Raw genomic sequence first — 21,927 nt, forward strand, 5'->3', positions numbered from 1 at the left:
GTATGAGAAAAAACTTCTGTAAAATTTGCAGAGGGCATTGCAGTCCTCTGTTCTGGATTATTTCATTGTTGCTATGGGGAAATGTGGCTATGGCTGCATTGCCTGTCCAGCACTCTAAATTTTCCATGCAAAAACGTTCTGTGTCTTTAAGCGCTGTTTTTCGGGAGATAGAGAAACAGACGGGTTATTCTTTTTTAGTTCGTAATAACGATGTCGATATTAATCAGAAAATTTCTATCGATGTAGAGAATAAGAGCGTGGAAGAAGTGCTTGAAATTCTGTTTGCGGGAAAGAATATCCGTTACGAAGTGGATAAGAAGCAAATTTCCGTTTATACTCCCCGGCAGGTGAAGCAAGGCACAGTAAAGGGGCAGGTGCTCGATGTCTCAAAAGAGCCGATTATCGGAGCATCTGTCATAGTGGTGGGGTCGACCAATGGAACTATTACAAACTTTGACGGAAAGTTCGCTCTGGAGGTTACTTCATTTCCGGTGAAGTTACAGGTTAGCTATATCGGTTACAAAACTCAGGAGATAATGGTGAGCGATACAAAAGCCATTCAGGTAATCATGAGCGAAGATACCGAAACGCTGGAAGAGGTCGTGGTAGTGGGATACGGCTCGCAAAAGAAAGCCAATCTGACCGGTGCGGTCGCTTCTGTGAAAATGGATGAAGTGATGGCCAACCGCCCGTTATCTAAAGCAGCCGATGCTTTGCAAGGGACAGTGCCGGGATTGCTTATTTCCAGCAACGGCAATGCTCCCGGAAAAAGCAAATCTTTCCAGATCCGGGGTGCTTATTCGGTAGGTATTAAGAACGCTGACGGTTCTTATGGCGGAACCATCAAACCTCTGGTTCTGATTGATAACGTAGAAGGTGATTTGGATTTGATTAATCCGGAAGATATTGAGACCATTACCGTATTGAAAGATGCGGCTTCCGCCGCAATTTATGGCGCACGTGCCGCCGGCGGTGTTATTTTGGTCACTACCAAACGCCCCAAGGGAGCAACCACATTCCAATTAAATTATAACAATAACTTTGCTTTTGCCTCTGCTGTCAATTTGCCCGAGCAAGCTCCTCTGACCGATTACTTGAAGGCGTATTCCCATGCAGCGGGTGATCAATTCTGGACCATCGGGGCTCCAAGCGTAAGTAAATGGTTAGGTTATCTGGAGCAATACCGCAGCAATCCTTCTTCGATAAAGGTCGAAGGCGATGGTTTGTATAAAGACGCGGATGGTGCTGTGTACTATCTGAATGAGAAAGATCTGGTGAAAAACATGCTTGAAACCAGCTTTCAGCAGACCCACAATATCTCTATGACGGGCGGTACGGATAAATTGCGCTATCGCTTGTCTGCAGGGTATATCAATCATGATGGCGTGCTTATCACAGATAAAGATAAGTATCGGCGTATGAATGTGAGCGGGTTTATTTCTACGGATATAACCGGATGGCTTACTCAGGAGGCTACATTTAGCTATGCGCATAGTAAGAATTTGGAGCCGAGGTCGCCTTTAGGAGCTGTTTATTCAACTCGTTTGGCTTCTTTCTATCCCGAAGGAAGTATGCCGAAAGGCATGTCGGATAAGGTTTCGGATGATTTGCCTTTTTTCACTCCCTCTAATCAGATTCGCTGGTCTAATCCGGCCAAGACCTTATATGATAATCCTCGTATATTCTTGAAATCTATTTTCAAGCCGTTTAAAGGATTCGAAGCTATATTCGAGTATACTTATGACAAGAATATATATGATTATCACTGGTATACCGGCAGTGTGGCTTATACCACCGTGCAGGGAGGGAGAGACGTTACGCCCACCAACGACTATCTGCAAAAGACAAAACGATATACCGATTATAACTCCATCAATCTCTATGGTTCGTATGACTTTCAGCTAAGCGATCATAAGTTCAAAGTAATGGCAGGCTTTAACCAGGAATCGAGCTATAGCGAACTAATGGAGGCTCTTTCATACGGACAGGCAGTTATTGAAGTTCCTTCATTGGGTTCGGGAACTTCTACTTTGAGGGCTGTCGATCAATACAATGAATATTCTGTACGGGGTGGTTTCTTCCGGGTAAACTACAATTACATGGATAGATATTTGATGGAGGTAAACGGGCGTTACGACGGCTCTTCCAAATTCCCCAAAGATTCTCGCTTCGGGTTCTTCCCTTCCGTTTCGTTAGGGTGGAATGTAGCTCAGGAGAAATTTATGGAAAATATTCAAAGTTGGTTAGGAGCATTGAAAATACGTGCTTCTTACGGTATGATAGGAAATCAGAATGTACCGGCTTATTCGTTCATTCCGACCATGAGCGTAAACAACAAGTACAACGGATGGCTGGTTGATGGGAATCGTGTAACAGCCATTACCTCCATTCCTTCACTGGTAAGCAACAATTTTACTTGGGAAAAAGTAGGTACAGTAGACGTGGGGCTTGACTTCTCCATGTTCAACAATCGCTTTACCGGAACATTCGATTGGTATCAGCGCAATACGGATGGAATGCTCGCCCCAGGTATGCAGCTACCAGACGTAGTAGGCGCCGATGCTCCTTATCAGAATACGGCAGATATGCGTACACGCGGCTGGGAGCTGAGTTTGAACTACCGTGACCGGATTGGTAAAGTCGGTTACCGCATCGGTCTGAATATCTCGGACAATAAGTCGAAAATTACGAAATATGACAGTAATTCGTCTTATATCTTAAGCAGCCAGCGTAGAAATGCGCAAACAGGTGGAACCTATACTTTTTGGGACTTTTATGAAGGCAAGGACCTGGGTGAAATATGGGGATATGAGTTCGACGGCTTTTACGATATAGACGATTTCGTCGATACTTCATCGTGGAAGTTGAAAGACGGTGTTCCCAGTATCGACGGTTATAACCCTCGTCCGGGCGATGTTAAATTTAAAAACTTGATGGACGACGACAGGGGAACGAACCTGATTTCAAGTGGTGACAATACATTAAATAATCCGGGCGACCGTAAGGTTATCGGTAACACAACCCCGCGTTACCTTTACGGTATTAATTTAGGAGTCAACTATAAAGGGTTGGATTTGAATATATTCATGCAGGGAACGGGTAGGAGAGATGCATGGATTGCTAACAACTTGGTTTTTCCGATGTATTCGGACTATAAATTTATTCCTTTATATAAGGGCTTGGGAAATTATTGGCAACCGGTGGATGCCGCTAACGGCAATTACGCTCCTGTGAATCCGAATGCGGAATTTCCGCGTATCTATGGCAACTATGGGAACCAGGGTTCTAACTACCGCCCTTCTGACAAATATTTGTCAGACGCTTCGTATTTCCGAATCAAGAATATGACTTTGGCATATACCTTACCCAAAGTATGGACCTCGAAACTCTCCTTGTCTCAGTTGAAAGCATTCGTCAGTGTAGAAAACTTGGCTACATTCTCTTCTCTGCCTAAAGGTATAGACCCAGAGACTCTGAGATGGGATTATCCTGCTTTCCGTACCGTGTCATTCGGTTTTAATATTACATTGTAAACCTTAAATGAATAAGAATAATATGAAGAAACTATTTATAAGTATGGCGGTTTTTGCAGGAATGCTATGTGCCGGTTGCAACGACAGCTTCCTGGAAAAAACGCCCGTAACGGATTTAACGGAAAATAATGCGTTCAACTCGTACGATAACTTCAAGGCTTTCATGTGGCCTTGCTATGAAATGTTTACCAATAATACCATTCGTACTTCTTTCCAAAGTTATGCACAGAACGGCAGTTATAGAGGAGATATGGATGCGGGCTATCTGGAAAGAAAGCAGGAAAGCGGATACAATCAGTTTGCTTATCAAACGGTAGCCAGTGTTGCCAGTGGAAACGGTTGGGATTTTAAGTCATTTATCCGCCGCATCAATATCATGCTTTCTCATATCGACGATTCCAACATGAGCGATGCCCAAAAAGATCATTGGCGTGCTGTGGGATATTTCTTCCACTCCTATTGGTATATGGAGCTGATCGACCGCTTTGGGGCCGTACCTTGGATAGATCAGGTACTGAAAGAAGACTCACCTGAGGCTTATGGACCGCGCATGAATAGAAAAGAAGTTGCCGACAAGGTTTTGGAACGCTTGAAATGGGCGGAAGAACATATCGGTGATTTCACCGCTGCGGATGGTGCCAATACCATCAATCGTAATTGTGTGCGAGCTGCCCTTTCCCGTTTTGCATTACGCGAAGGTACATGGAGAAAATACCATGAGCTGGGCGACCATGAAAAATATCTTCAGGAATGTGTGCGTGTTTCGGAACTGTTGATGGAGGCTTATCCTGCCTTGTATGAAGGAACAGACGGACAGCCGGCTGCCGGATATGGAGAAATGTGGATAAGCAGCGATTTAAGTGTCGTTCCCGGTGTCATTTTGTATAAGTCTTACGTGGAAAATACGAATGAGCATAGCATGGGGCATATTGAGCACACTTCTTCCCATCACGTGGAGATGAACCACAACACGGTTAATTTGTACCTGATGAAAAATGGGAAACCTATCAAGAATGTTTCATCGGGCTATCATGGGATGAAAGATATGTATGCCGAGTTCCGTGATCGCGATCCGCGTTTGTATCATACGGTGATGCCTCCGTATAAAGTAAAGCCGGGTAAGGGTGACTATCCTACGTGGTCGTATACAAGTAATCCTGCCGACAGGGAGTATATCGACATTATGGGGCCCAATGAGAGCTGCACCAATCCGGGCGTCGGTATGAAACGTTTGCCGGGACAAAACTGGGGAGCGTCTTTGGTTCCTGAGATTCCTCGCATCGGTACGGGCTCATTCGTCAGTTGCCGCTCGGGATACTATGTGTGGAAACATTGGAGCAACTGGGAAAGAAACTTCAATAATGGTGCAGTCAATACATCCGACAAACCTATTTTCAAGATAGAAGAGATACTGTTGAATGTTGCCGAAGCCAAGTTCGAGCTGGGTTCTTTCAATCAGGCTGTTGCTGATAAGACGATTAACAAATTGCGTGCGCGTGCGGGCGTGGCAAAGATGGTTGTGGCCGATATCGACGACAACTTCGACCCCGACCGAGCTAAATATTATCCGAAGAACAATGACCGGGGTGTTACGCTTGATCCTGTATTATGGGAAATTCGCCGTGAGCGTATCGTAGAGTTGATGGGCGAAGGATTCGGATTTTACGACGTGCGTCGCTGGCGGATGGCTCCATGGTTTCTGAATAGGGCGGCAACAGGCATTTGGATGAGCAAAGCCGAAGCAGCGAAGAAGAATATGACTTTGTACAATCCTTCTACCGGCTATTCGGATGGGACAAGCGGTTCCATGGCAGAAGGACATTTGTTCCTCTTTAACGATCCTTTGAAAGAAGGTAAGGGATGGTTGGAGAAATATTACTTATATCAGATTCCCACTTCCGAGATACTGTTAAATCCGAAATTAGAACAAAATCCCGGTTGGTAAACAACCTTTGTAGTTGCATATAAAGACAAGGAAAGTAATGTTGCTTTTGCTTCAGGCGTCAAACTGCTTTCCTTGTCTTTTTTCTTCGCTTGTTGATTAGTAAGACTTTAAAAAATCAAGGATATGAAATTTGAGAAATGGATGATAGGCTGTTCGCTTCTTTCTTATACCGGTTTACAAGCGCAACAAGCCGTATCGCATCCCAACATTATTCATATATTGATGGATGATTTGGGCTATGGCGATCTGCAATGCTACGGGCAACAGAAAATAGAAACACCCCATATCGACCGGCTCAGGGAAGATGGAATGAAGTTCACGCAACATTATTCGGGATCGCCGGTGTCCGCTCCTTCGCGCTGTGTTCTTCTTACGGGATTGCATTCCGGGCATTCGCAGATACGGGGCAATGACGAGATGGCTTTCAGAGGTGCTGTCGGAGATTACGATTCGATGCACGTGCATAGAAATTTAGAAGGGCAGTTTCCCTTAAAAGCCGAAACCATGACGTTGGGAAGGATGTTGCAACAAGCTGGTTATGTGACCGGATGTTTTGGTAAATGGGGGTTAGGATATCCCGGCTCTGAGGGAACACCCGGAAAGCAGGGATTCGATCACTTCTTCGGATACAACTGTCAGCGTCAGGCACATACTTACTATCCTGCTTTTTTGTATGAGAATGAGGAGCGAATCTATCTGAGAAACCGTGTGATGAATCCGCACACGGAGAAGTTAGATGCTCATGCCGACCCGTATGATGCCGCCGGCTATGCCAAATATGTGCAACAGGAATACGCCAACGACCTTATTTTCGATCGTTTGATGCGCTTTGTCGATCAACACCGCTCTTCCCCCTTTTTCCTGATGTGGACTACTCCGCTTCCGCACGTCTCTCTGCAAGCTCCCGAACGGTGGGTGCAGCACTATGTGCAAAAGTTCGGTGACGAACCTCCTTACCTCGGAGAGAAGGGATATATGCCCTGTCGCTACCCCCGTGCCACTTATGCCGCCATGATCAGCTATTTCGACGAGCAGGTGGGCAAACTGGTAGAGAAACTCAAAGTTGAGGGATTGTATGAGAAAACGCTCATTGTTTTTACTTCTGACAATGGGCCGACCTTTAACGGAGGAACAGATTCGCCTTGGTTTAACAGCGGCGGACTGTTTCGCTCGGAATATGGTTGGGGAAAGGGCTCTCTACACGAAGGCGGCATTCGTGTGCCGGCGATATTTACGTGGGCAGGCAAAATTGCTGCCAATAGCGAATCAGATCATTTGTCGGGCTTTCAAGATGTGATGCCTACGCTGGCAGATATTGCCGGTATTCCCTCTCCCCGCACAGACGGTATCAGCTTCCTGCCGACTCTGTTGGGCAGAAGCGATAAGCAGGCGCAGCATCCATTCCTCTACTGGGAATTTCCCGAATGGGGTGGAGAGAAAGCCGTCCGCAGCGGAAAATGGAAAGCTTTGTGGAAAAACATTAAGAAGGGGAACAAACGGATAATGCTGTTCGATTTGGAGAACGACCTCAAAGAAGAGCACGATGTAGCCGATAAGTATCCCGACGTGGTGAGAGAGATGGAACGCTTGATGAGGCAGTCGAGCACGCTGCCTGAGAATAAACGGTTTAGAATGTAGGTGTTGTGATATTCCTATGTGCCGATTCATGATAAGAATATCATATCCTATTTTTAATTCGTTATGAATTCTTGTCCTCGTGAATAAATCAGTCTAAGTCTTTTATAGGCTATTTGTTTACTTTTTGTTCTTCTTATTCTTTTTTATTTGCAAAAAGCTGTACTTTCGCAACAGACAAATGTCGGTTCAACGGAAAGTTTGCTCTGCATGACTTACGCAACGTAGCGTTGAAGCTTGCCGGAAGGCATTCTTCACAATATCTCAAGAATGGTTGGCGGTGCTTCCGGTTGTTGAACGGTTACTTTAATTTATAGGAAAGCAGCAATGAAAAAGAATGATATTTTAACCCTTATACTTACCCTTTTGTTCCTGACGGGGTGTAATAAGAATACGGACAAAGTGGTCATTACGGGAGAAATCGGCGGGATGGCAACGGATACGCTTTATCTGTACGGAGCGGACGAAGGATACGACCGGATAGATACTCTTTTCGTCGACGAAAAGGGCAAGTTCTCGCATACTGTCCGTGTAGATACGCTTACTTCGGTTTATCTGCTCATAGGCAACAGGGTGGAATATCCGCTGTATCTCGATAAAGGGGATAAAATCAGCATCAAAGGAGATACCGCACGGCTCGATCTGCTCGAAGTGAACGGTAATGCGGACAATGAAGCGTTGACCGCTTTCATGAAAGAGACGGCTGACGATACGGAGGCGGTAAAAAGAAAGAAGGCGGAGGAGTTTATCAAAAATCATCGCCATATGTTGGCAGGTATCTACCTGCTGGATCGTTTTCTGGTCGATGCCGATTCTATAGATATAGAAAAGGTGAAGGGGCTGATGGAAACGATGCCCGGGAAATTACAGGATACTCGCTACGTCGAATGGCTGAAAGAGAAGATAGCTCAAGCAGAGAAGGTGCAGGTCGACCGCTACGTTCCTTATTTCGACTTGCCCAACACGAAAGGCAAAAGAATCAACCGGCTATCGGAAGCTTTCCGTGAAAAATACTTGTTGGTCAATTTCTGGGCTTCGTGGGCGGACAGCCTGTCTAACGAATATCGCAATAGGGAGCTGCGCCAACTTTACCAAAAATACAAGAAGAACAAATACATCGGTATGCTGGGCGTTTCGCTCGATGTAGCCCCCGAGACATGGAAAGCAGCCGTGAAGAAAGACAGCCTCGAATGGGAACAGGTATGTGATGAGGGAGGCTTGAACTCGGAAGCAACTGCTCCTTATGTGGTTGACGGACTGCCCGCAAACGTACTTATCTCGCCCGAAGGAAGAGTGGTGGCTAAAAACATCTGGGGGGATGCGCTGCAACAGAAGCTGGAAGAATCGGCTGCCGAATTAGAGAAGAGAAAGAAGAAATAAATCTCAATAAACCGACCTGAGAAAGCCTGTGTATGTTTGTTTGAAAACACGAGGCGAAAGAAAGCCGCTGAACCATGATTCGGCAGAAAACGGCTTCTGCGAAGGTCTTAACAAGCAAACCTGAAAGACACTGTGTTAACCAAAGTTTTCGGAGCGGCCGTGCAAGGAATCGACGCCACGCTCATTACCATCGAAGTGAACAGCTCGCGCGGCTGTATGTTCTATCTCGTCGGTCTCCCCGACTCGGCGGTGAAGGAAAGCCACCAACGCATTATCTCCGCATTGCAAGTGAACGGCTATAAGATGCCCACCGCCAATATCGTCATCAACATGGCTCCTGCCGATATACGCAAGGAAGGTTCGGCTTACGACCTTCCGATCGCCATCGGCTTGTTGGGCGCCAATGAAATCATCTCTTCGGAACGGTTTTCACGCTATCTGCTCATGGGCGAATTGAGTCTCGACGGGAGCATACAGCCGTTGAAAGGAGCTTTGCCTATCGCCATCAAAGCGCGCGAAGCGGGATTCGAGGGGCTCATCGTTCCGCGCCAGAACGCCCGCGAAGCAGCAGTAGTGAACAAGCTGAAGGTGTACGGCGTAGAGAATATCAAAGAGGTAATCGAATTTTTCAACGGCGAACGCGAGTTGCATCAGACTGTGGTCAATACCCGAGAGGAGTTCTATGCCCGGCAAAGCTCCTTCGAATTCGATTTTGCCGACGTGAAAGGACAAGAGCATGTGAAGAGGGCGCTGGAGGTGGCTGCCGCCGGCGGTCATAACCTGATTATGGTAGGCGCTCCCGGAAGCGGAAAGTCGATGATGGCGAAGCGCCTGCCGTCCATTCTTCCTCCGCTTTCTTTGGGCGAGAGCTTGGAGACCACCAAAATCCACTCTGTGGCAGGCAAGCTTGGCGGAGGTTCGTCGCTCATCTCCCAACGCCCGTTTCGCGATCCACATCACACCATCTCGCAAGTGGCTATGGTGGGCGGAGGCAGCTTCCCCCAACCCGGCGAAATCAGCTTGGCGCACAACGGAGTACTCTTTCTCGACGAGTTGCCCGAATTCAGCCGCACTGTGCTCGAAGTGCTGCGTCAGCCGCTCGAAGATCGCCGCATCACCATCTCACGCGTGAAAAGTACGATCGATTATCCTGCCGGCTTTATGCTTGTCGCCTCCATGAATCCCTGCCCCTGCGGCTATTACAACCATCCTGCAAAAGAGTGTGTATGCAGTCCCGGACAGGTGCAGAAGTATCTGAACAAGATTTCCGGCCCGTTACTCGACCGTATCGACATACAAATCGAGATAGTTCCCGTGCCTTTCGAAAAGATTTCCGACCGGCGGCAGGCAGAGCCGAGCGTAGCCATCCGCGAGCGGGTGATCAAAGCCCGGCAGATGCAGGAAAAACGTTATGCTTCGCACCCGGGCATCTACTGCAATGCGCAGATGAACAGCCGGCTGCTTGCAATGTATGCACGTCCCGATGAGAAAGGGCTGGCGCTCTTGAGAAACGCCATGAACAGGCTCAACCTTTCTGCCCGCGCTTACGACCGCATCCTGAAGGTATCCCGCACCATTGCCGACCTGGAAGGAGCGGAACAGATACTCTCCTCCCATTTGGCAGAAGCTATCGGCTATCGGAATCTCGACCGCGAAAATTGGGCAGGGTGACTCATGCAATTGTGTGCTGTTCGACAGCTGTATTTTGTCGTTTCGGTATGTATATATACTCATGGGTGGTGACTATATATACTCATGGGTGATGACCATATATACTCACCGCGCTGACTATATATACTCATGGGTGATGACTATATATACTCACCGATGCTGACCATATATATGCACCGGGCCGGCTACATACACCGCGTCGGGGAGGGTTTTCAGCCTCATCCGGGAAGTCTTTTACCCGACGATGACTTCATGAAGACTTTAGAGGGATGTATCGATTATTACAGTAACGGGAGAATTAAGTTCCGGTTAAAAGGAAAGAGTCCGGTACAATGCCGAACTCTTTTCAAAATAGTTTCATAATTTACGGTCCGACTTCGGGGCAGTTCAAAAGTCGGGTAACCCCTTGCTGTTACTTACAGATTGAAACAGAAAGATGTGAAATTTTCTTTACCTCCTGTTCGAAAAAACTAATCATCCCGGGTTTATTGAATTTTTCTTTATAGCCTTACAGGCTGCAAGTTAAAACACCGAGACAGATGAGCCAATACGTCATCGGTTTCCGTGAGCGTCTTATAGATTGTAAGTTATCATGCCAAGGGGCCGCTTTTTGGGGCAGCCCCTTTCTATAACAGCTTGATGTTGTACCTGTCAAACTTTGGGTGATCACCTCACGTTGCACCGTGAAAGCGGTACACTCCTTTTTGAAGCACGACAGATGCGGCCGGCGGATATTCACACGGAGGCGACAAACAGCTGCCGGTTGCAGGTGTCTTACTTCTGCCCGTAAGGGAGTAGAAATTTAAATCCTTTTCCTCTCAGCATGACTTCCGACTCGCGCACTTCCTCTACATAGAGCCGGTGTATCCCTTCTTTTATTTTGCCGTGTGAAGCCGAGTAATCAAGGATATTCAGGTCGATGGAATCGCCTTGTACGGGATTCACGATGGGGGCAATCTTCATGTGAGAGCCATCGTAGGTTGTGATCCGTCCGCCGTAAGGGCGGGCGCTGTCTATGATCCATGTGCCTACTCCTTTTCTTTTCACTATCATTCTGTTATTCAACATCACGTAATATGAACTGTTGCGAGTGTCATACCATCCCGGAATCTGCAAATCTCCTTCGGGCTTCACTTTGATATGGATGGTTTTCTGCTCTTTCCCGTCTTCGGATATGGCGGTAACTTCGGCTTCTCCTTCGTATTTGGGCATTATTTCGAGCATGCCGGTAGAGCCGTCCCATTTTATATCCATTACATCTGCCGGATCGTTTTCCTGTAGTGTGACGCGTTCTCCTCCTCCCGAAATGCTTACGAACTTGCTTATGTCTTTAGGCCGGAGCCGGACGGCGGAATGGCTTATCCCCAATTCGGGGAAAGTCACGTTGATTTTCAGCCGTACACGCTTGTCGTGCGAGAGGATCGTGGCAAACGTTTCGCCCTCCAGCAATCCTTTCACCTTTAGCGTGTCCATGCTCATTTGCGCGGTGGCTATTTGCGAGTTCTCCACGTTGACGATGTATTTTCCGTTTCCCCCCGAAACGAGAAGCCTTTTTTCCGTTTGCTTATTCAGCGACAATTCGTCGACGGGGTTTTCTTTTCCTATCCGGATGTCCGGATATTCCTCTTTCCCGTCTTCGCAGGCAAAGCAGCAAATAATCGAGAAAGCGATGCACAGTGCGGTTATTATATTCTTGCTCATTGGTTTGTAAACAGTTTAATGATGTTCTTTATTCTTAAATATTTCGCACGCTCAGCTCATTATACAGAATTTCCCACTCTCGCCCTTCTCCTTCATCGATATGGATTTCCAGTTGAAAGCGTTTGTAATACCCTTCGAAAGCGGGGAATTCCAGCGTATTGTCTTTCGGCTGAACAGGCTTTCCATCGAGTTTGTAAGAGATTTTTGCATCCGGATTTGCCAAATCGTTGTAGTAGAGCTTGAGAAAACGTCCTTTGCATGTAGCATCGGCTTCGATAGTACGCAGATAGGGGATACGGTCTTCTGAATCGACTGGTCTTTCGAGGTTTTTCGTTCTGGCGGTCGTTTTCGCATATTCAGACCTTACTCCGTCTTTTACGGCACATACTTCGATATCGTACGTCTGTCCGGGAGTCAGTTTCTCTACTGTGAACGAGTTTCCGGTGATTCCGGTATATGCCTGTTTTCCATCTTTTACTTCGTAAGTGATTCCTTCTGCATTGCTTTTTTCCCACGACACTGTAATTTCACGCTGGAAACTTTGGGGGTACTTCAATCCGGGTTTTTCCGGTTTTTCTACTTCAGGCGCGCTGGAACCGCCCTCTGATTTTACCAAAGAAATATCATCGAAATAAATTTTCTCGTTTCGCCTGTACGGGAAACTTATGCTCATTGAGGCTACGTCTATATCTTCGTTTTCAGGTACCTTGACCACCTGTTCGAATTTCACCCATTTGTCTTTTTGGGTGGTGAAGCTGTAATCTGTGCTGCTTTTCCAGATTTCGTCATCGGAAAGTTTTTTGTAGAAGTTAAACATAGCATAGAATTTCAAATTATCGTGTGTGCCCTTGTGCCAAACGGTCAGTTTGTACGAAGCTCCTTTCTCCAGGTGCAATGCTCCGCCGCGCCAAGCCTCGACACTCTTGTCAATGGCTCTGATGGCCCCCCCATTGTCGAGATACGCCATGAATATATTCGTTCCGCTTCCTCCGTCCCGCTTTCCTGACACGCGCTCGGTCGCCGCTCTGTGTACCTTCCATCCTTCGGGACTCATATCAAAGTACGATCCGCTCCATGCACCTTCAAAGTCTCCGTTTTTCAATAAATTCTCTTGTGCGTTCGCTGTGGGAATCATCCATGCCCACATCATTGCGAATAATGCTATTCTGTGAATTGCTTTCATGTTTATTTTATTTTTTTATTTCCTCAGGTGACACTCCGAACCTCTCGCCTATCTGTGCTGCCAGATGGCGTAACGAGCCTTCGTCTTTTTCTTCTCCCAGCAAGCGCTCCTTGTCCCATAGTCCGCCTTCTTGCTCCAATGTCTGCAAGAGCTGCCGGGTTTCGTCGTAGGTAATGAATGGTTGCCCTTGTGCGTTTCGGGCAAACTGCGAGGCATAAATGAGTCCGTAAGCTTGCGACAGAAGTCGAAAAGCCTGTTTCGGATTTTCTTTCAGATTGGCAAAGGTGTTGGCTCCTATCAGCAGGTTCATTGCTCTGACAGCCGCCACACGCCCGAGCTCGTGCCTGATAGTATCCGCTTGCAGCTTGATTTCATCGTAGCGTGACGTTTCCATATAGATGCGTCCTCTTACAAAGCATTGAAAGATACGGCGGTGCGAATCTTTCAATGCCGGCAAGCCTTCAGACTGGGCGAGCGGCTTCCAGAAATCGTAATATCCGTAAGCCAAATCCCAGTGATGCTCCAATTCCGTATAGTTGTGTCCCGCAGACAGTCGGGTCAAGTCGTGCGCGGAGCGTACTTCCGGATTGTCCGTTACATCTTCGCTCAGGTGTACGTTGAGTATTTTGTCCAGATATATGGCGCCCATGACGGCATATCTGTAAACTTCGGCCACCGCAATTCCTTTTTCATTCACAAAGCAGATATCTTTGTCGCCTATATTGATTCCTACATATCCCGTCATTCCTTTTCGGGCTTCCGTATTCCTGTGTTCGTGCGGATTTTCCAACCCTAATCCGCCTATACGTGTCGACTCATCAAACCAACTGCCGAAATCTTTCAGGATTTTTTCTCTGTCGGCAAGATGCAGCGTAGAAGTGGCTATCTCGTTTTGCGGCTTCAAACCGTACTCTCCTTCGCGGAACATCTGCATCGCTTCGTCATAGTCCATTTTCGTGCTCATGCGTGCTTCGCTCATGTATCTCGAAAAGATTCTGTCGATAGGAGCCTTCAGAAATTTACACTCCAACGTGTTTACGCTGCTCTCTCCGTTTCTTGAGAACTTGTACGGCAGCTCCGGCAATACAGGAAGCTGGTATGCGCTTTCTACCGTTTCGTTCGTCCCTTCGGTGCAAGCTGTCACACCCGTCAGCAAGCAGAGGGGAAGTATATGTTTTAGATAATTCATTTTTCTTTTTCTTAGGGTAAAACAATGTATTCGCAATAGGGATTCCTCAGCATATTCGGCCCTTCTTCGTTCTGATATTGATTGGTGTTTAATTCGGGAATTTCGATCAACCCGTCTGTGGAGACGGCTTTAATGCTTGCTTTCACGTTGGAGTTTCTGGGTCCCACGCCTCTCACACTTAGGTATAAGGGAAACCCGGAATAGACGGTGAATGTGATTTCAAGGTCTTGTCCGTTGCGCATCACATCGATGTTTTTTCCTTCATCTCCGTCCTCATCGTTGCCTTCTTCGGTGTCATCTTCTTCTGCGGATTCTTGGTTCTTTTTGCCGCAAGTGATCGTTACCAGCTTTTTCTTTTCGTTGATGTATTTCACTTCGTAGCGGGCTGTTACCAACTGATCATCCACAAGATCTCCTTTACGGTCTATTTCATTAAACCGACATACCAGAGTTACCTTATACTGCTCTGCCCCTTCGGGCATTTCCGTGCCGGGGTATTTGTAGTTCTCCAACGCCAGATCGGGATCACACAGCTGCACGGTCAGTTCTCCGCGTTTGTTTTCCGGTTTTTCTATTTCCTTCGGCGGAAATAGCTTTTCATACTCTTCGTTTATTATGGTGTCTTCTTTCACGGTGTTGCAACTGCATACCAGTAGCGATAGACACATTGTCCATATATACTTCATGTCGCTCTTTGTTTTTTTAATTATCAGATTTATCCCAAATTTCGGCTATCACTCCGGTTGTCTCTCCGCCGGGGGCAAGATGCTTGCTTACCCAACGTCCGGTCTTGCTATAGGGGTCGAACACCTTCACGAGTTCGCAAACAAACCGGTTTCCTTCTCTGCGGAAATCGTAGAACGTGTAGTTTTTGCTGTATCGTATGCCGGGTCTGAAGGTCAGTCCGTCTGTTGTACCTACATATCCCGATCCCAGGCCTACTACCTCTTTGGGCCATCCGTGAGGCGCATAGGGGTCTTTGGCAAAAAGAAACAGGTGATAGCGTTGATAGGCTTCCTGTTCTTTTCTTTTCTTTGAGTTTTCATCTCTGCTGTCAATAATGATTCTGGTCTGCATGTCGCTGCGGAAATATATCCGGTCTGCTTTTCGGATGACCAGTTGCGGATTCTTCATCTCTTGGAAAAACAGGTTGTTGGCATATGCTTTCTGCATGTCTTCCGTCCAACTGTTTTCGCTTTTCAGTTTTGTGAATACCATATATTCGCGAGCCGGTTCTATGTATGAGGCTGTGCGGAAAACAAGGTTGCCATCGGCGTCTTTGCCGGTATAAAGAAAATCGGAAGAGGCGGCAAATTCGTTGTTTACCAAACTGTGCAGATAGTTGTGAGTGGTGAGGCTCAGTTGAGTGAATGTATTTTGCCTTATTTCAAATTCACTTATCCGGCTCTCTGTCCGGCTCTGCTCGTCATAGTCGGCTATGGTTTCTACCGTTCCGTTGTCGGCGAACTTCATGAAGAAACAGTGTCCGCCGTATCCGTATTTGTTCCGGAATTCGAACTGGGCTATCTGTTCGTTCACGTTTGTAAACAGCAGCGAGTCTGTGCGCGGGAAGTAGGTGACACACCATCCGTAGGGGGCATCTGTAAGCTCCTTCCTCAGTTCGCTGATATGTTTTGCACTCCGCTCGGAAGGAGATGAATCGAAGATATTCTCATCCTTGCAGGAGAAGCAAACCGCTATCAGAATAAGTAGTTGGAATCCTATTTTCATACTTTTTATTTTTGTTTCGTATATGCTTTTAATTGTTTTATGCTTATCATTTGGAGATAATCGAGCGAGATTTTGATTTCTTTGTTGAAGTAATCCTCCACAAACGCTTCTTTCTCCGTCAGCTCTTTGTATGCTTGGCGCGCCTCTTCATCGTAAGTTTTCTGAACTTCCGGATCCGACGGGTCGTAGTAAGGCTTTTTGGCTTCTGCCAAAGCTTTAAGCACTTCTTTAGGCGTATGCGTAAGCTTAGTGCTGATGATCTCGGCGAAATCATCTTCGGCAGAGAGGAAAGAGTGGAAAGTGAAAAAACCTCTCTTGCTGGGATAGGGCGATAGAGTAAGCAATCTGCGCCCTTGCATCTCTCCTTTGAAGACGTCGGCAATGAGTTTGGTCGATTCGATATATCTGCTTCTGCTGATGGTCAGGAACTTGTTTCTGTCGTAAGGAAACAGTTCCATCAGGTGCTTGGCAAATTGGTGATGCACGCTTCGCATCAGGATAAATACCTTGTCCTCATCTTTCGGGTCGAAATCGTTCACGTTGTACAGAAACATCTCGTTGGTCGTTGCTTCCGCATTTCCTAACAGCTCCACCCCGTTTCCGTCTATATTCTTTCCGCCATACATGTAAATCTTAACGGGATTCTTGCCCAGAAAGAACTTTTCTCCTCCCAAATCGGAAGCTGTATAGAGGTCGATCCACAACGCTTTGATAGTTTCGAGCACACTTTTTACATTAGCGGCTTCCGGCGGATAGGTGTAGCTTCCGTTCTGCGCCACGTTTTTATCCCAACGATATTCGATTTCGATACCGTAAGGACGTGTGAATGTATTTAATATCCACTCGTCGAGTTCTGTCCTATTGCGTTGTACTGCTCCCAAGTCTACTACGCTTTGGTCGGATAAGGTAGCTTCCTGTTCGCAGCCCGCTAACAGCAAGCATGTGGCAAACAGGGACAAGCTCCGCCCGATAAAATATCTGAATCTCATTCTTTTGCTTATTGTTTTCATGTTTTTAATATTCTCTGTCCATTAAATGTTCAATATATTCAACGCGGGTTAGGTTCTAATCCCCGGTTAATGGCTTCGGCAGGTATTTGCAGGAGCTTTCTCGGGTCTTCTTTTTCCAGCTGCTTATAGAACTTATACTTCGATGTACGTTTCACCGGTATATAAAAACGGCGGATATCGAACCATCTCAATCCTTCGTGGATGAACTCCTGACGCCTGAATCCTAAAATGGTTTTTACCATTGCCAATTGCTTGATACTCATCCCGTAGAACGGAGTATAAGTCTGGTAATTGTCGCTGCTTGTTTGTGTGTAGTCCGGACGGCTGCACGAAGGAGTGATTCCGAATTTGGCAGAAAGATAGATAAGCAGGTCGTTTATGGATTTGTCGTATTCTCCGATCATGGCGTATGCCTCCATCCGGTTGAGCATTACCTCATCGGTGGAGAATAAAACGTTGGTGACATACAGTCCCTTCGGTCGTATGCCTGTATAGCCCGATAACGAAAGCTCGTCGAATTTGCCGATATATTGTCCGTCGCCTATGCGTCCGTCATTATAGTTGAAAAGGAAAACCGGTTCCATATTCACTTTCCGGAAGTTGGCGCATCCGTCTACCCCATGCTGGTTGTACACTTTGTCTGCGCTTTTGCTTGTCACTCCGTACTTTTCTGTGGATATGTTGCGGGCTACCCTTGACTCTGTTGTGGAGAGTAGCAAATTGGCGGGCTCTTCAGTACTTGTGTATCGGGTATAGAGATGCTTGCGGTTGAAATAAAAATCTTTGCTGTACTTCTGCCAGTTCCGAAGAACAGGTTTGGGATCTATGCCGAGCACGTAGTCTGAATAGGCAATAACGAGTTCCCATTCTCCTTTAATCAGGTAGAAGCGGGAAGCGAAAGCGTATGCGGCTTTTTTATTGAAGTGGAATTTCGGTTTGCCGTAATAGCTGTCGTCTACCAGTGAAATACCGAGTTTCAAGTCTTTCTCGATCTTTTCGTATACTTCCTTTACGGTTCCGCGCTTGTAGTCCACCAGCGCGTACTTTTCAGGCTTTGTCAGGTAAGGTATGCCGGGTGCAGTCTCCGACTTGGATGTACCGTACGGCTCCGCCCAGATGTTGACCAGCATAAAGTGCAGATAGGCGCGAAGTAGGAATGCTTCGCCGTACAAAGCTTTCACACGGTCGGTTTTAGGATATTTGCTCAGAAGTTCCAACGCTTGGTTGGCTTGTGCGATACCCGCGTAGCATGCGTTCCAATAGTTCAGCGGAGTGTCCAGATCTTCCTGATCGTAATCTTCCCAATAATACATGGCTTCGTTCAGCCGTGAATGGATGCCGTTCACCCGCTCGCCCACATTGTCAGTACGTGTTTCCAAGAACGCGAAGTAACTGGCTTCGGGGTAAGCTCCGGCGAGCAATTCGGCTATTTTCTCTTCACTGTCTATCTTCACATCGAGCGTAGAGTCGGGGTTTGTTTCCAGATAGCCTTGGCATGCCGTGAGCAGCGTGAGTATGATACTTAAGTAAATTGTTCTTTTCATTTCAATGCGATTAAAATTCAACATGCAGCGTCATCGTATATTGTTTCGGAGTAGGCAATGAAACTCCTCCCGATTTGTAGAACTCCGGGTCTTGCCCTTTCAACTTCTTGTCCGCATAAATCAGGAACGGATTGGTTACATTTGCCTTCACACTCATTTGTCTGATCTTGAGTTGTGCAAGAAGCTTTTTGGGCAATCGGTATCCCAACGAGATGTTTTTCATGCGCACGAAACTTCCGTCTGCCACTCTGTTCTGAGAGTAATTATAAGTGTTGTAAGCCTTTTCAATGTTTTCTTTTCCGATGTTGCGAATCAAATCCTGCGAAGGAATGACGGGGATGTTCGTTTTCCACTCGTCGCCCGGATTGAGCCAGCGGTCGTAGTACTCTTTGGAAAACACATTCAGATCGGCGAACGAAGGGTCGAATGTCGGGTTAAGGCGTATCTTGTTGCCCGCTTGCATAGTGACGAAGCACGAAAGCTCCCAGTTCTTGTATTTAAATGTGTTCGATACTCCGCCTATGTAAGTAGGCTCGATAGGACCGTGGTAGATAAGGTACGATTTCGAGTACTGCGCGTCGAGGAAATCGGCTCCTGATATTTCGCTGTTCACACCTTGGTTGGAAGGGTAAAGTCCGAAATCGAAGGTAGGCAGACCGTTGTTGTTGAGTCCCTGAAAGTTGAAAGAGAACAGAGAACCCCGTGGGAATCCGAGGATATTGCCGCGTCCGGTTCCCGCCACCATATCGAACGTATTCGGCATATTCAGCAGGCGAGTGATCTTCTGCTTCATGCCGCTCACGGTGAAAGCCGTAGTCCAGCTGAAATTGCCGGTTACGATATTCTTGGTTTGCAGCGCCAATTCCACTCCTCGTGTGCGCATGTCTCCAAAGTTTGCGTACTTGTAATACTGTCCGCCCACACCGGAGGTACGGATGAGGTCTATCAGGTCGAATGAGTTTCGCTGGTAGACATCGAATGTTGCGCTTATGCGGTTGTTGAACAGCCCGAGTTCCAAACCGAGATTCAGCTCATACATTTTCTCCCATGTCAGGTCTCGGTTCTCAAGATGCAGGATGCGCAACGCATTCTCGCGGTCTTTCAGCAGTGTACGGTTGATGATGAGATGCTTGAACACAGCTGTGGAGTTTATCGCCTGTTCGTTCATTTTGGCCGTCAGTCCGTAGCTGGCACGCAGGGCGAGCTTGGAAACGGCAGGATACTTTTTCATGAACTTCTCTTGATCCATGTTCCACTTTGCTCCGATATTCCAAGTAGGCAACCAGCGCGAACGGCTGTATTTGCCTGCCGTATTCGACCCTTCATAGTTGAATACGCCGTTGAAAACGTATTTGCCCGCATATCCGTAGGTGGCGCTGGCGGAGAGGGTCACCCCTCTTTCGTAGCGTTCGGTAAGCGAGAAATAAGTGTTTCCTTCGTTAGTGAGTTTATCGAAAATCAAAGGATTGGTGAACACCTGATTCCCTCTGTCGTATTGTATCCCATAACCTTGGAAAGGGTTGATGCTGCGGTCGGCATAGCGTATTTCGGTAAATCCGAAAGCGCGTATGTCGTGCTCACCCATCTGTTTGTTGTAGTCGAGCGCAAAGCGTCCCAAATAGCTGCGCAGAGAAGTCTCGGTCTTATTGAACATGCCTCCGTGAGTCAGCGCCACTTGCGGCAGTTGCAAGGGGTTGTCTTTATTCTTCAACAAATAGATATTCTCTTGCGCCACGTAGGGAGTTTCGTTGGCGCGGAAAGCCTGTATCACATTCGATTGTTCGGTGATGAAGTGCGAACTTTTGGTAACCGCATGACGTACCGACGCCAATCCTTTGGCTTCGATGTTGTCGTTGAGTCTGTATGAAAGTTCGCCTTGCAGTTTGAAGTCGAGCACTTCGGTTTTCAGGTAATTGTTGTCAAACTCGTTCAGGATATTGAACGGAGCCCAGTTATTGCGGTAGTATTCCGGTTCGCCGTTAGCATTGCGGGGGCGCAAGGTACGGCTTGTTCCCAAAGCATAGGCAAAGGGATTGATGTCGAAGTCGCGTTCGAACGTTCCGATCACCGTATTCTTTCGCTGAGAAATCGTACCCGGAGAGTTTTGGTTACGCAAGTTCCCTTGTGCGGATATGGTAGCCTTTATCTTGTCCTCATTCCAGTAGAAAGAGTTTTTTATGTTGGCGGTGATGCGTTTTACATTATCGGCAAGCGTCCATCCCCTGTCGTCGTAGAAACCGATGGAGGCATACATGGTCGAATTCTCTCCTCCTCCGGAGAAGGTTACGGTGTGCGTATGGATGGGGTTGTATGTAAACACCTCCTTGAACCAGTTGGTGTTGGCATATTCCCGCTCGCGCATGAACGCGCGCTTGGCTTCGTCCGTGTTTTCCAGATAATATCGTCCGGTAGACGGATCGACGGTTCCGAGAGCCTTATACATCTGGTGGTAAATACCGCTGCGGCGCCCGTATAATGTGTTTTGCACAGAAAAGTATCCCTTCCTGTTCATCTCCTGATAGATGGACATGCTCTCTTGCGAATTGAGCAGATCGAAGTCCGTATACGAAGGGATGGACCGCATACTCAACTCGTATGAGTAAGAAAATCTGTTCGACGTGTTTCTTTTACCTGCGCGGGTAGTGATTACGATTACCCCGTTCAGGGCTCTGGCTCCGTAAATAGATGTGGCGGAAGCGTCTTTCAATACTTGTATGTCTTCGATGTCCGAAGCGTTGAGTCCGGCAACGGCGGAGCTGATGAGCGTCACGGCATCGCCCGAAGCCAATTGGTCGAGCGTGAGCGACACTAAGTCTTCGTACACAGCTCCGTCGATAACCCACAGAGGTTGCACGTTTCCCATGATGGAAGCGCCGCCGCGTATGTTGATGCGGGGAGCCGATCCGAAACTGCCGGTGACGTTTTGTATCGACAGTCCCGCCACACGCCCTTCGAGCATGCGCGATACGTCCGCCACACCGTCGAGCTTGATGTCGTCCAGCTTCACCGAAGCGGCCGCTCCCGTAAATACCCGGTTCTTTATGTTCTGATAGCCGGTCACTACCACTCCTTCTATCTCCTGCACGTTGTCCTGAAGCGTGATGTTCATGACGGTGGAGGTGATTTTCACTTTCCGGGTTTTCATTCCCACGAAGCTCACTTCCAACGTTTGTCCTTTGCGGGCCTTGAGTGTGAACCGTCCGTCGCCGTCTGCGATGACTCCCTTTGCCGTGCCCGCCACCATGGCTGTGGCGCCCGGCAGAGGCTCTCCGGAAGCAGAGCGCACTGTGCCTTTTATTTTCATTAGTTCCTGTGCCGGACAAACCTGAGAGAAGATTGCCGTGAACAGGATGCTGATTACTAATTTTATAACCGATGATACATTCATTGCCTTATCTTGTTATA

General features: G+C 47.3%; 13 protein-coding genes. 5 read left to right on the forward strand and 8 right to left on the reverse strand.

Annotation, left to right across the window (positions count from 1 at the left end; genetic code table 11):
- Positions 1-2: 2 nt before the first annotated feature.
- The 5 genes from C234_RS0102230 to C234_RS0102250 all read left to right on the forward strand — a co-directional run bounded on the left by C234_RS0102230 (position 3) and on the right by C234_RS0102250 (position 10,164).
- Complete coding sequence (locus C234_RS0102230) at positions 3-3,533, forward strand: TonB-dependent receptor (protein ID WP_027324428.1); 3,531 nt, start codon at positions 3-5, stop codon at positions 3,531-3,533.
- Between the two features lie 22 nt (positions 3,534-3,555).
- A complete protein-coding gene (locus tag C234_RS0102235) occupies positions 3,556-5,478 on the forward strand; it encodes a RagB/SusD family nutrient uptake outer membrane protein (RefSeq protein ID WP_027324429.1) in 1,923 nt (640 codons plus the stop codon).
- Between the two features lie 141 nt (positions 5,479-5,619).
- Positions 5,620-7,116 carry an arylsulfatase gene (locus tag C234_RS0102240; RefSeq protein ID WP_423774563.1) on the forward strand — a complete coding sequence of 499 codons (1,497 nt, stop codon included), beginning with the start codon at positions 5,620-5,622 and terminating at the stop codon, positions 7,114-7,116.
- Positions 7,117-7,440: 324 nt separating this feature from the next.
- Positions 7,441-8,493 carry a TlpA disulfide reductase family protein gene (locus tag C234_RS0102245; RefSeq protein ID WP_027324431.1) on the forward strand — a complete coding sequence of 351 codons (1,053 nt, stop codon included), beginning with the start codon at positions 7,441-7,443 and terminating at the stop codon, positions 8,491-8,493.
- A 132-nt stretch (positions 8,494-8,625) separates the two neighbouring features.
- On the forward strand, positions 8,626-10,164 hold the full coding sequence (locus tag C234_RS0102250; RefSeq protein WP_027324432.1) for a YifB family Mg chelatase-like AAA ATPase: 1,539 nt from the start codon (positions 8,626-8,628) through the stop codon (positions 10,162-10,164).
- Positions 10,165-10,938: 774 nt separating this feature from the next.
- Here C234_RS0102250 and C234_RS0102255 read toward each other — a convergent pair.
- Genes C234_RS0102255 through C234_RS0102290 form a run of 8 tightly spaced genes read right to left on the reverse strand, consistent with a single transcriptional unit; the run spans position 10,939 to position 21,910 of the window.
- Complete coding sequence (locus C234_RS0102255) at positions 10,939-11,865, reverse strand: hypothetical protein (RefSeq protein ID WP_027324433.1); 927 nt, start codon at positions 11,863-11,865, stop codon at positions 10,939-10,941.
- A gap of 34 nt (positions 11,866-11,899) precedes the next feature.
- Entirely contained in the window at positions 11,900-13,048 is a 1,149-nt protein-coding gene (locus tag C234_RS0102260) for a fibronectin type III domain-containing protein (protein ID WP_034540452.1), read from the reverse strand.
- Between the two features lie 7 nt (positions 13,049-13,055).
- Positions 13,056-14,237 (reverse strand): DUF4856 domain-containing protein, encoded by a 1,182-nt coding sequence (locus C234_RS0102265; RefSeq protein ID WP_027324435.1) that lies wholly within the window; start codon positions 14,235-14,237, stop codon positions 13,056-13,058.
- Positions 14,238-14,248: 11 nt separating this feature from the next.
- Entirely contained in the window at positions 14,249-14,923 is a 675-nt protein-coding gene (locus C234_RS0102270) for a hypothetical protein (RefSeq protein ID WP_027324436.1), read from the reverse strand.
- A gap of 16 nt (positions 14,924-14,939) precedes the next feature.
- Positions 14,940-15,968, reverse strand: coding sequence for a DUF4302 domain-containing protein (locus C234_RS0102275; RefSeq protein ID WP_027324437.1), 1,029 nt, complete (start codon positions 15,966-15,968; stop codon positions 14,940-14,942).
- A gap of 5 nt (positions 15,969-15,973) precedes the next feature.
- Positions 15,974-16,978, reverse strand: a complete 1,005-nt coding sequence (locus tag C234_RS0102280; protein WP_027324438.1) for a putative zinc-binding metallopeptidase — start codon at positions 16,976-16,978, stop codon at positions 15,974-15,976.
- A 38-nt stretch (positions 16,979-17,016) separates the two neighbouring features.
- Positions 17,017-18,522 carry a RagB/SusD family nutrient uptake outer membrane protein gene (locus C234_RS0102285; RefSeq protein WP_027324439.1) on the reverse strand — a complete coding sequence of 502 codons (1,506 nt, stop codon included), beginning with the start codon at positions 18,520-18,522 and terminating at the stop codon, positions 17,017-17,019.
- Between the two features lie 10 nt (positions 18,523-18,532).
- Positions 18,533-21,910, reverse strand: coding sequence for a SusC/RagA family TonB-linked outer membrane protein (locus tag C234_RS0102290; protein ID WP_027324440.1), 3,378 nt, complete (start codon positions 21,908-21,910; stop codon positions 18,533-18,535).
- Between the last annotated feature and the right edge of the window lie 17 nt (positions 21,911-21,927).

It is taken from the genome of Bacteroides pyogenes DSM 20611 = JCM 6294 (assembly GCF_000428105.1).
GTDB lineage: Bacteria > Bacteroidota > Bacteroidia > Bacteroidales > Bacteroidaceae > Bacteroides > Bacteroides pyogenes.

Excerpts from the sequence above, each read along its gene's own strand:
- C234_RS0102230 (WP_027324428.1), top strand. The coding sequence starts at position 3 with ATGAGAAAAAACTTCTGTAAAATTTGCAGAGGGCATTGCAGTCCTCTG.
- C234_RS0102235 (WP_027324429.1), top strand. The coding sequence starts at position 3,556 with ATGAAGAAACTATTTATAAGTATGGCGGTTTTTGCAGGAATGCTATGT.
- C234_RS0102240 (WP_423774563.1), top strand. The coding sequence starts at position 5,620 with ATGATAGGCTGTTCGCTTCTTTCTTATACCGGTTTACAAGCGCAACAA.
- C234_RS0102245 (WP_027324431.1), top strand. The coding sequence starts at position 7,441 with ATGAAAAAGAATGATATTTTAACCCTTATACTTACCCTTTTGTTCCTG.
- C234_RS0102255 (WP_027324433.1), bottom strand. The coding sequence starts at position 11,865 with ATGAGCAAGAATATAATAACCGCACTGTGCATCGCTTTCTCGATTATT.
- C234_RS0102260 (WP_034540452.1), bottom strand. The coding sequence starts at position 13,048 with ATGAAAGCAATTCACAGAATAGCATTATTCGCAATGATGTGGGCATGG.
- C234_RS0102265 (WP_027324435.1), bottom strand. The coding sequence starts at position 14,237 with ATGAATTATCTAAAACATATACTTCCCCTCTGCTTGCTGACGGGTGTG.
- C234_RS0102270 (WP_027324436.1), bottom strand. The coding sequence starts at position 14,923 with ATGAAGTATATATGGACAATGTGTCTATCGCTACTGGTATGCAGTTGC.
- C234_RS0102275 (WP_027324437.1), bottom strand. The coding sequence starts at position 15,968 with ATGAAAATAGGATTCCAACTACTTATTCTGATAGCGGTTTGCTTCTCC.
- C234_RS0102280 (WP_027324438.1), bottom strand. The coding sequence starts at position 16,978 with ATGAAAACAATAAGCAAAAGAATGAGATTCAGATATTTTATCGGGCGG.
- C234_RS0102285 (WP_027324439.1), bottom strand. The coding sequence starts at position 18,522 with ATGAAAAGAACAATTTACTTAAGTATCATACTCACGCTGCTCACGGCA.
- C234_RS0102290 (WP_027324440.1), bottom strand. The coding sequence starts at position 21,910 with ATGAATGTATCATCGGTTATAAAATTAGTAATCAGCATCCTGTTCACG.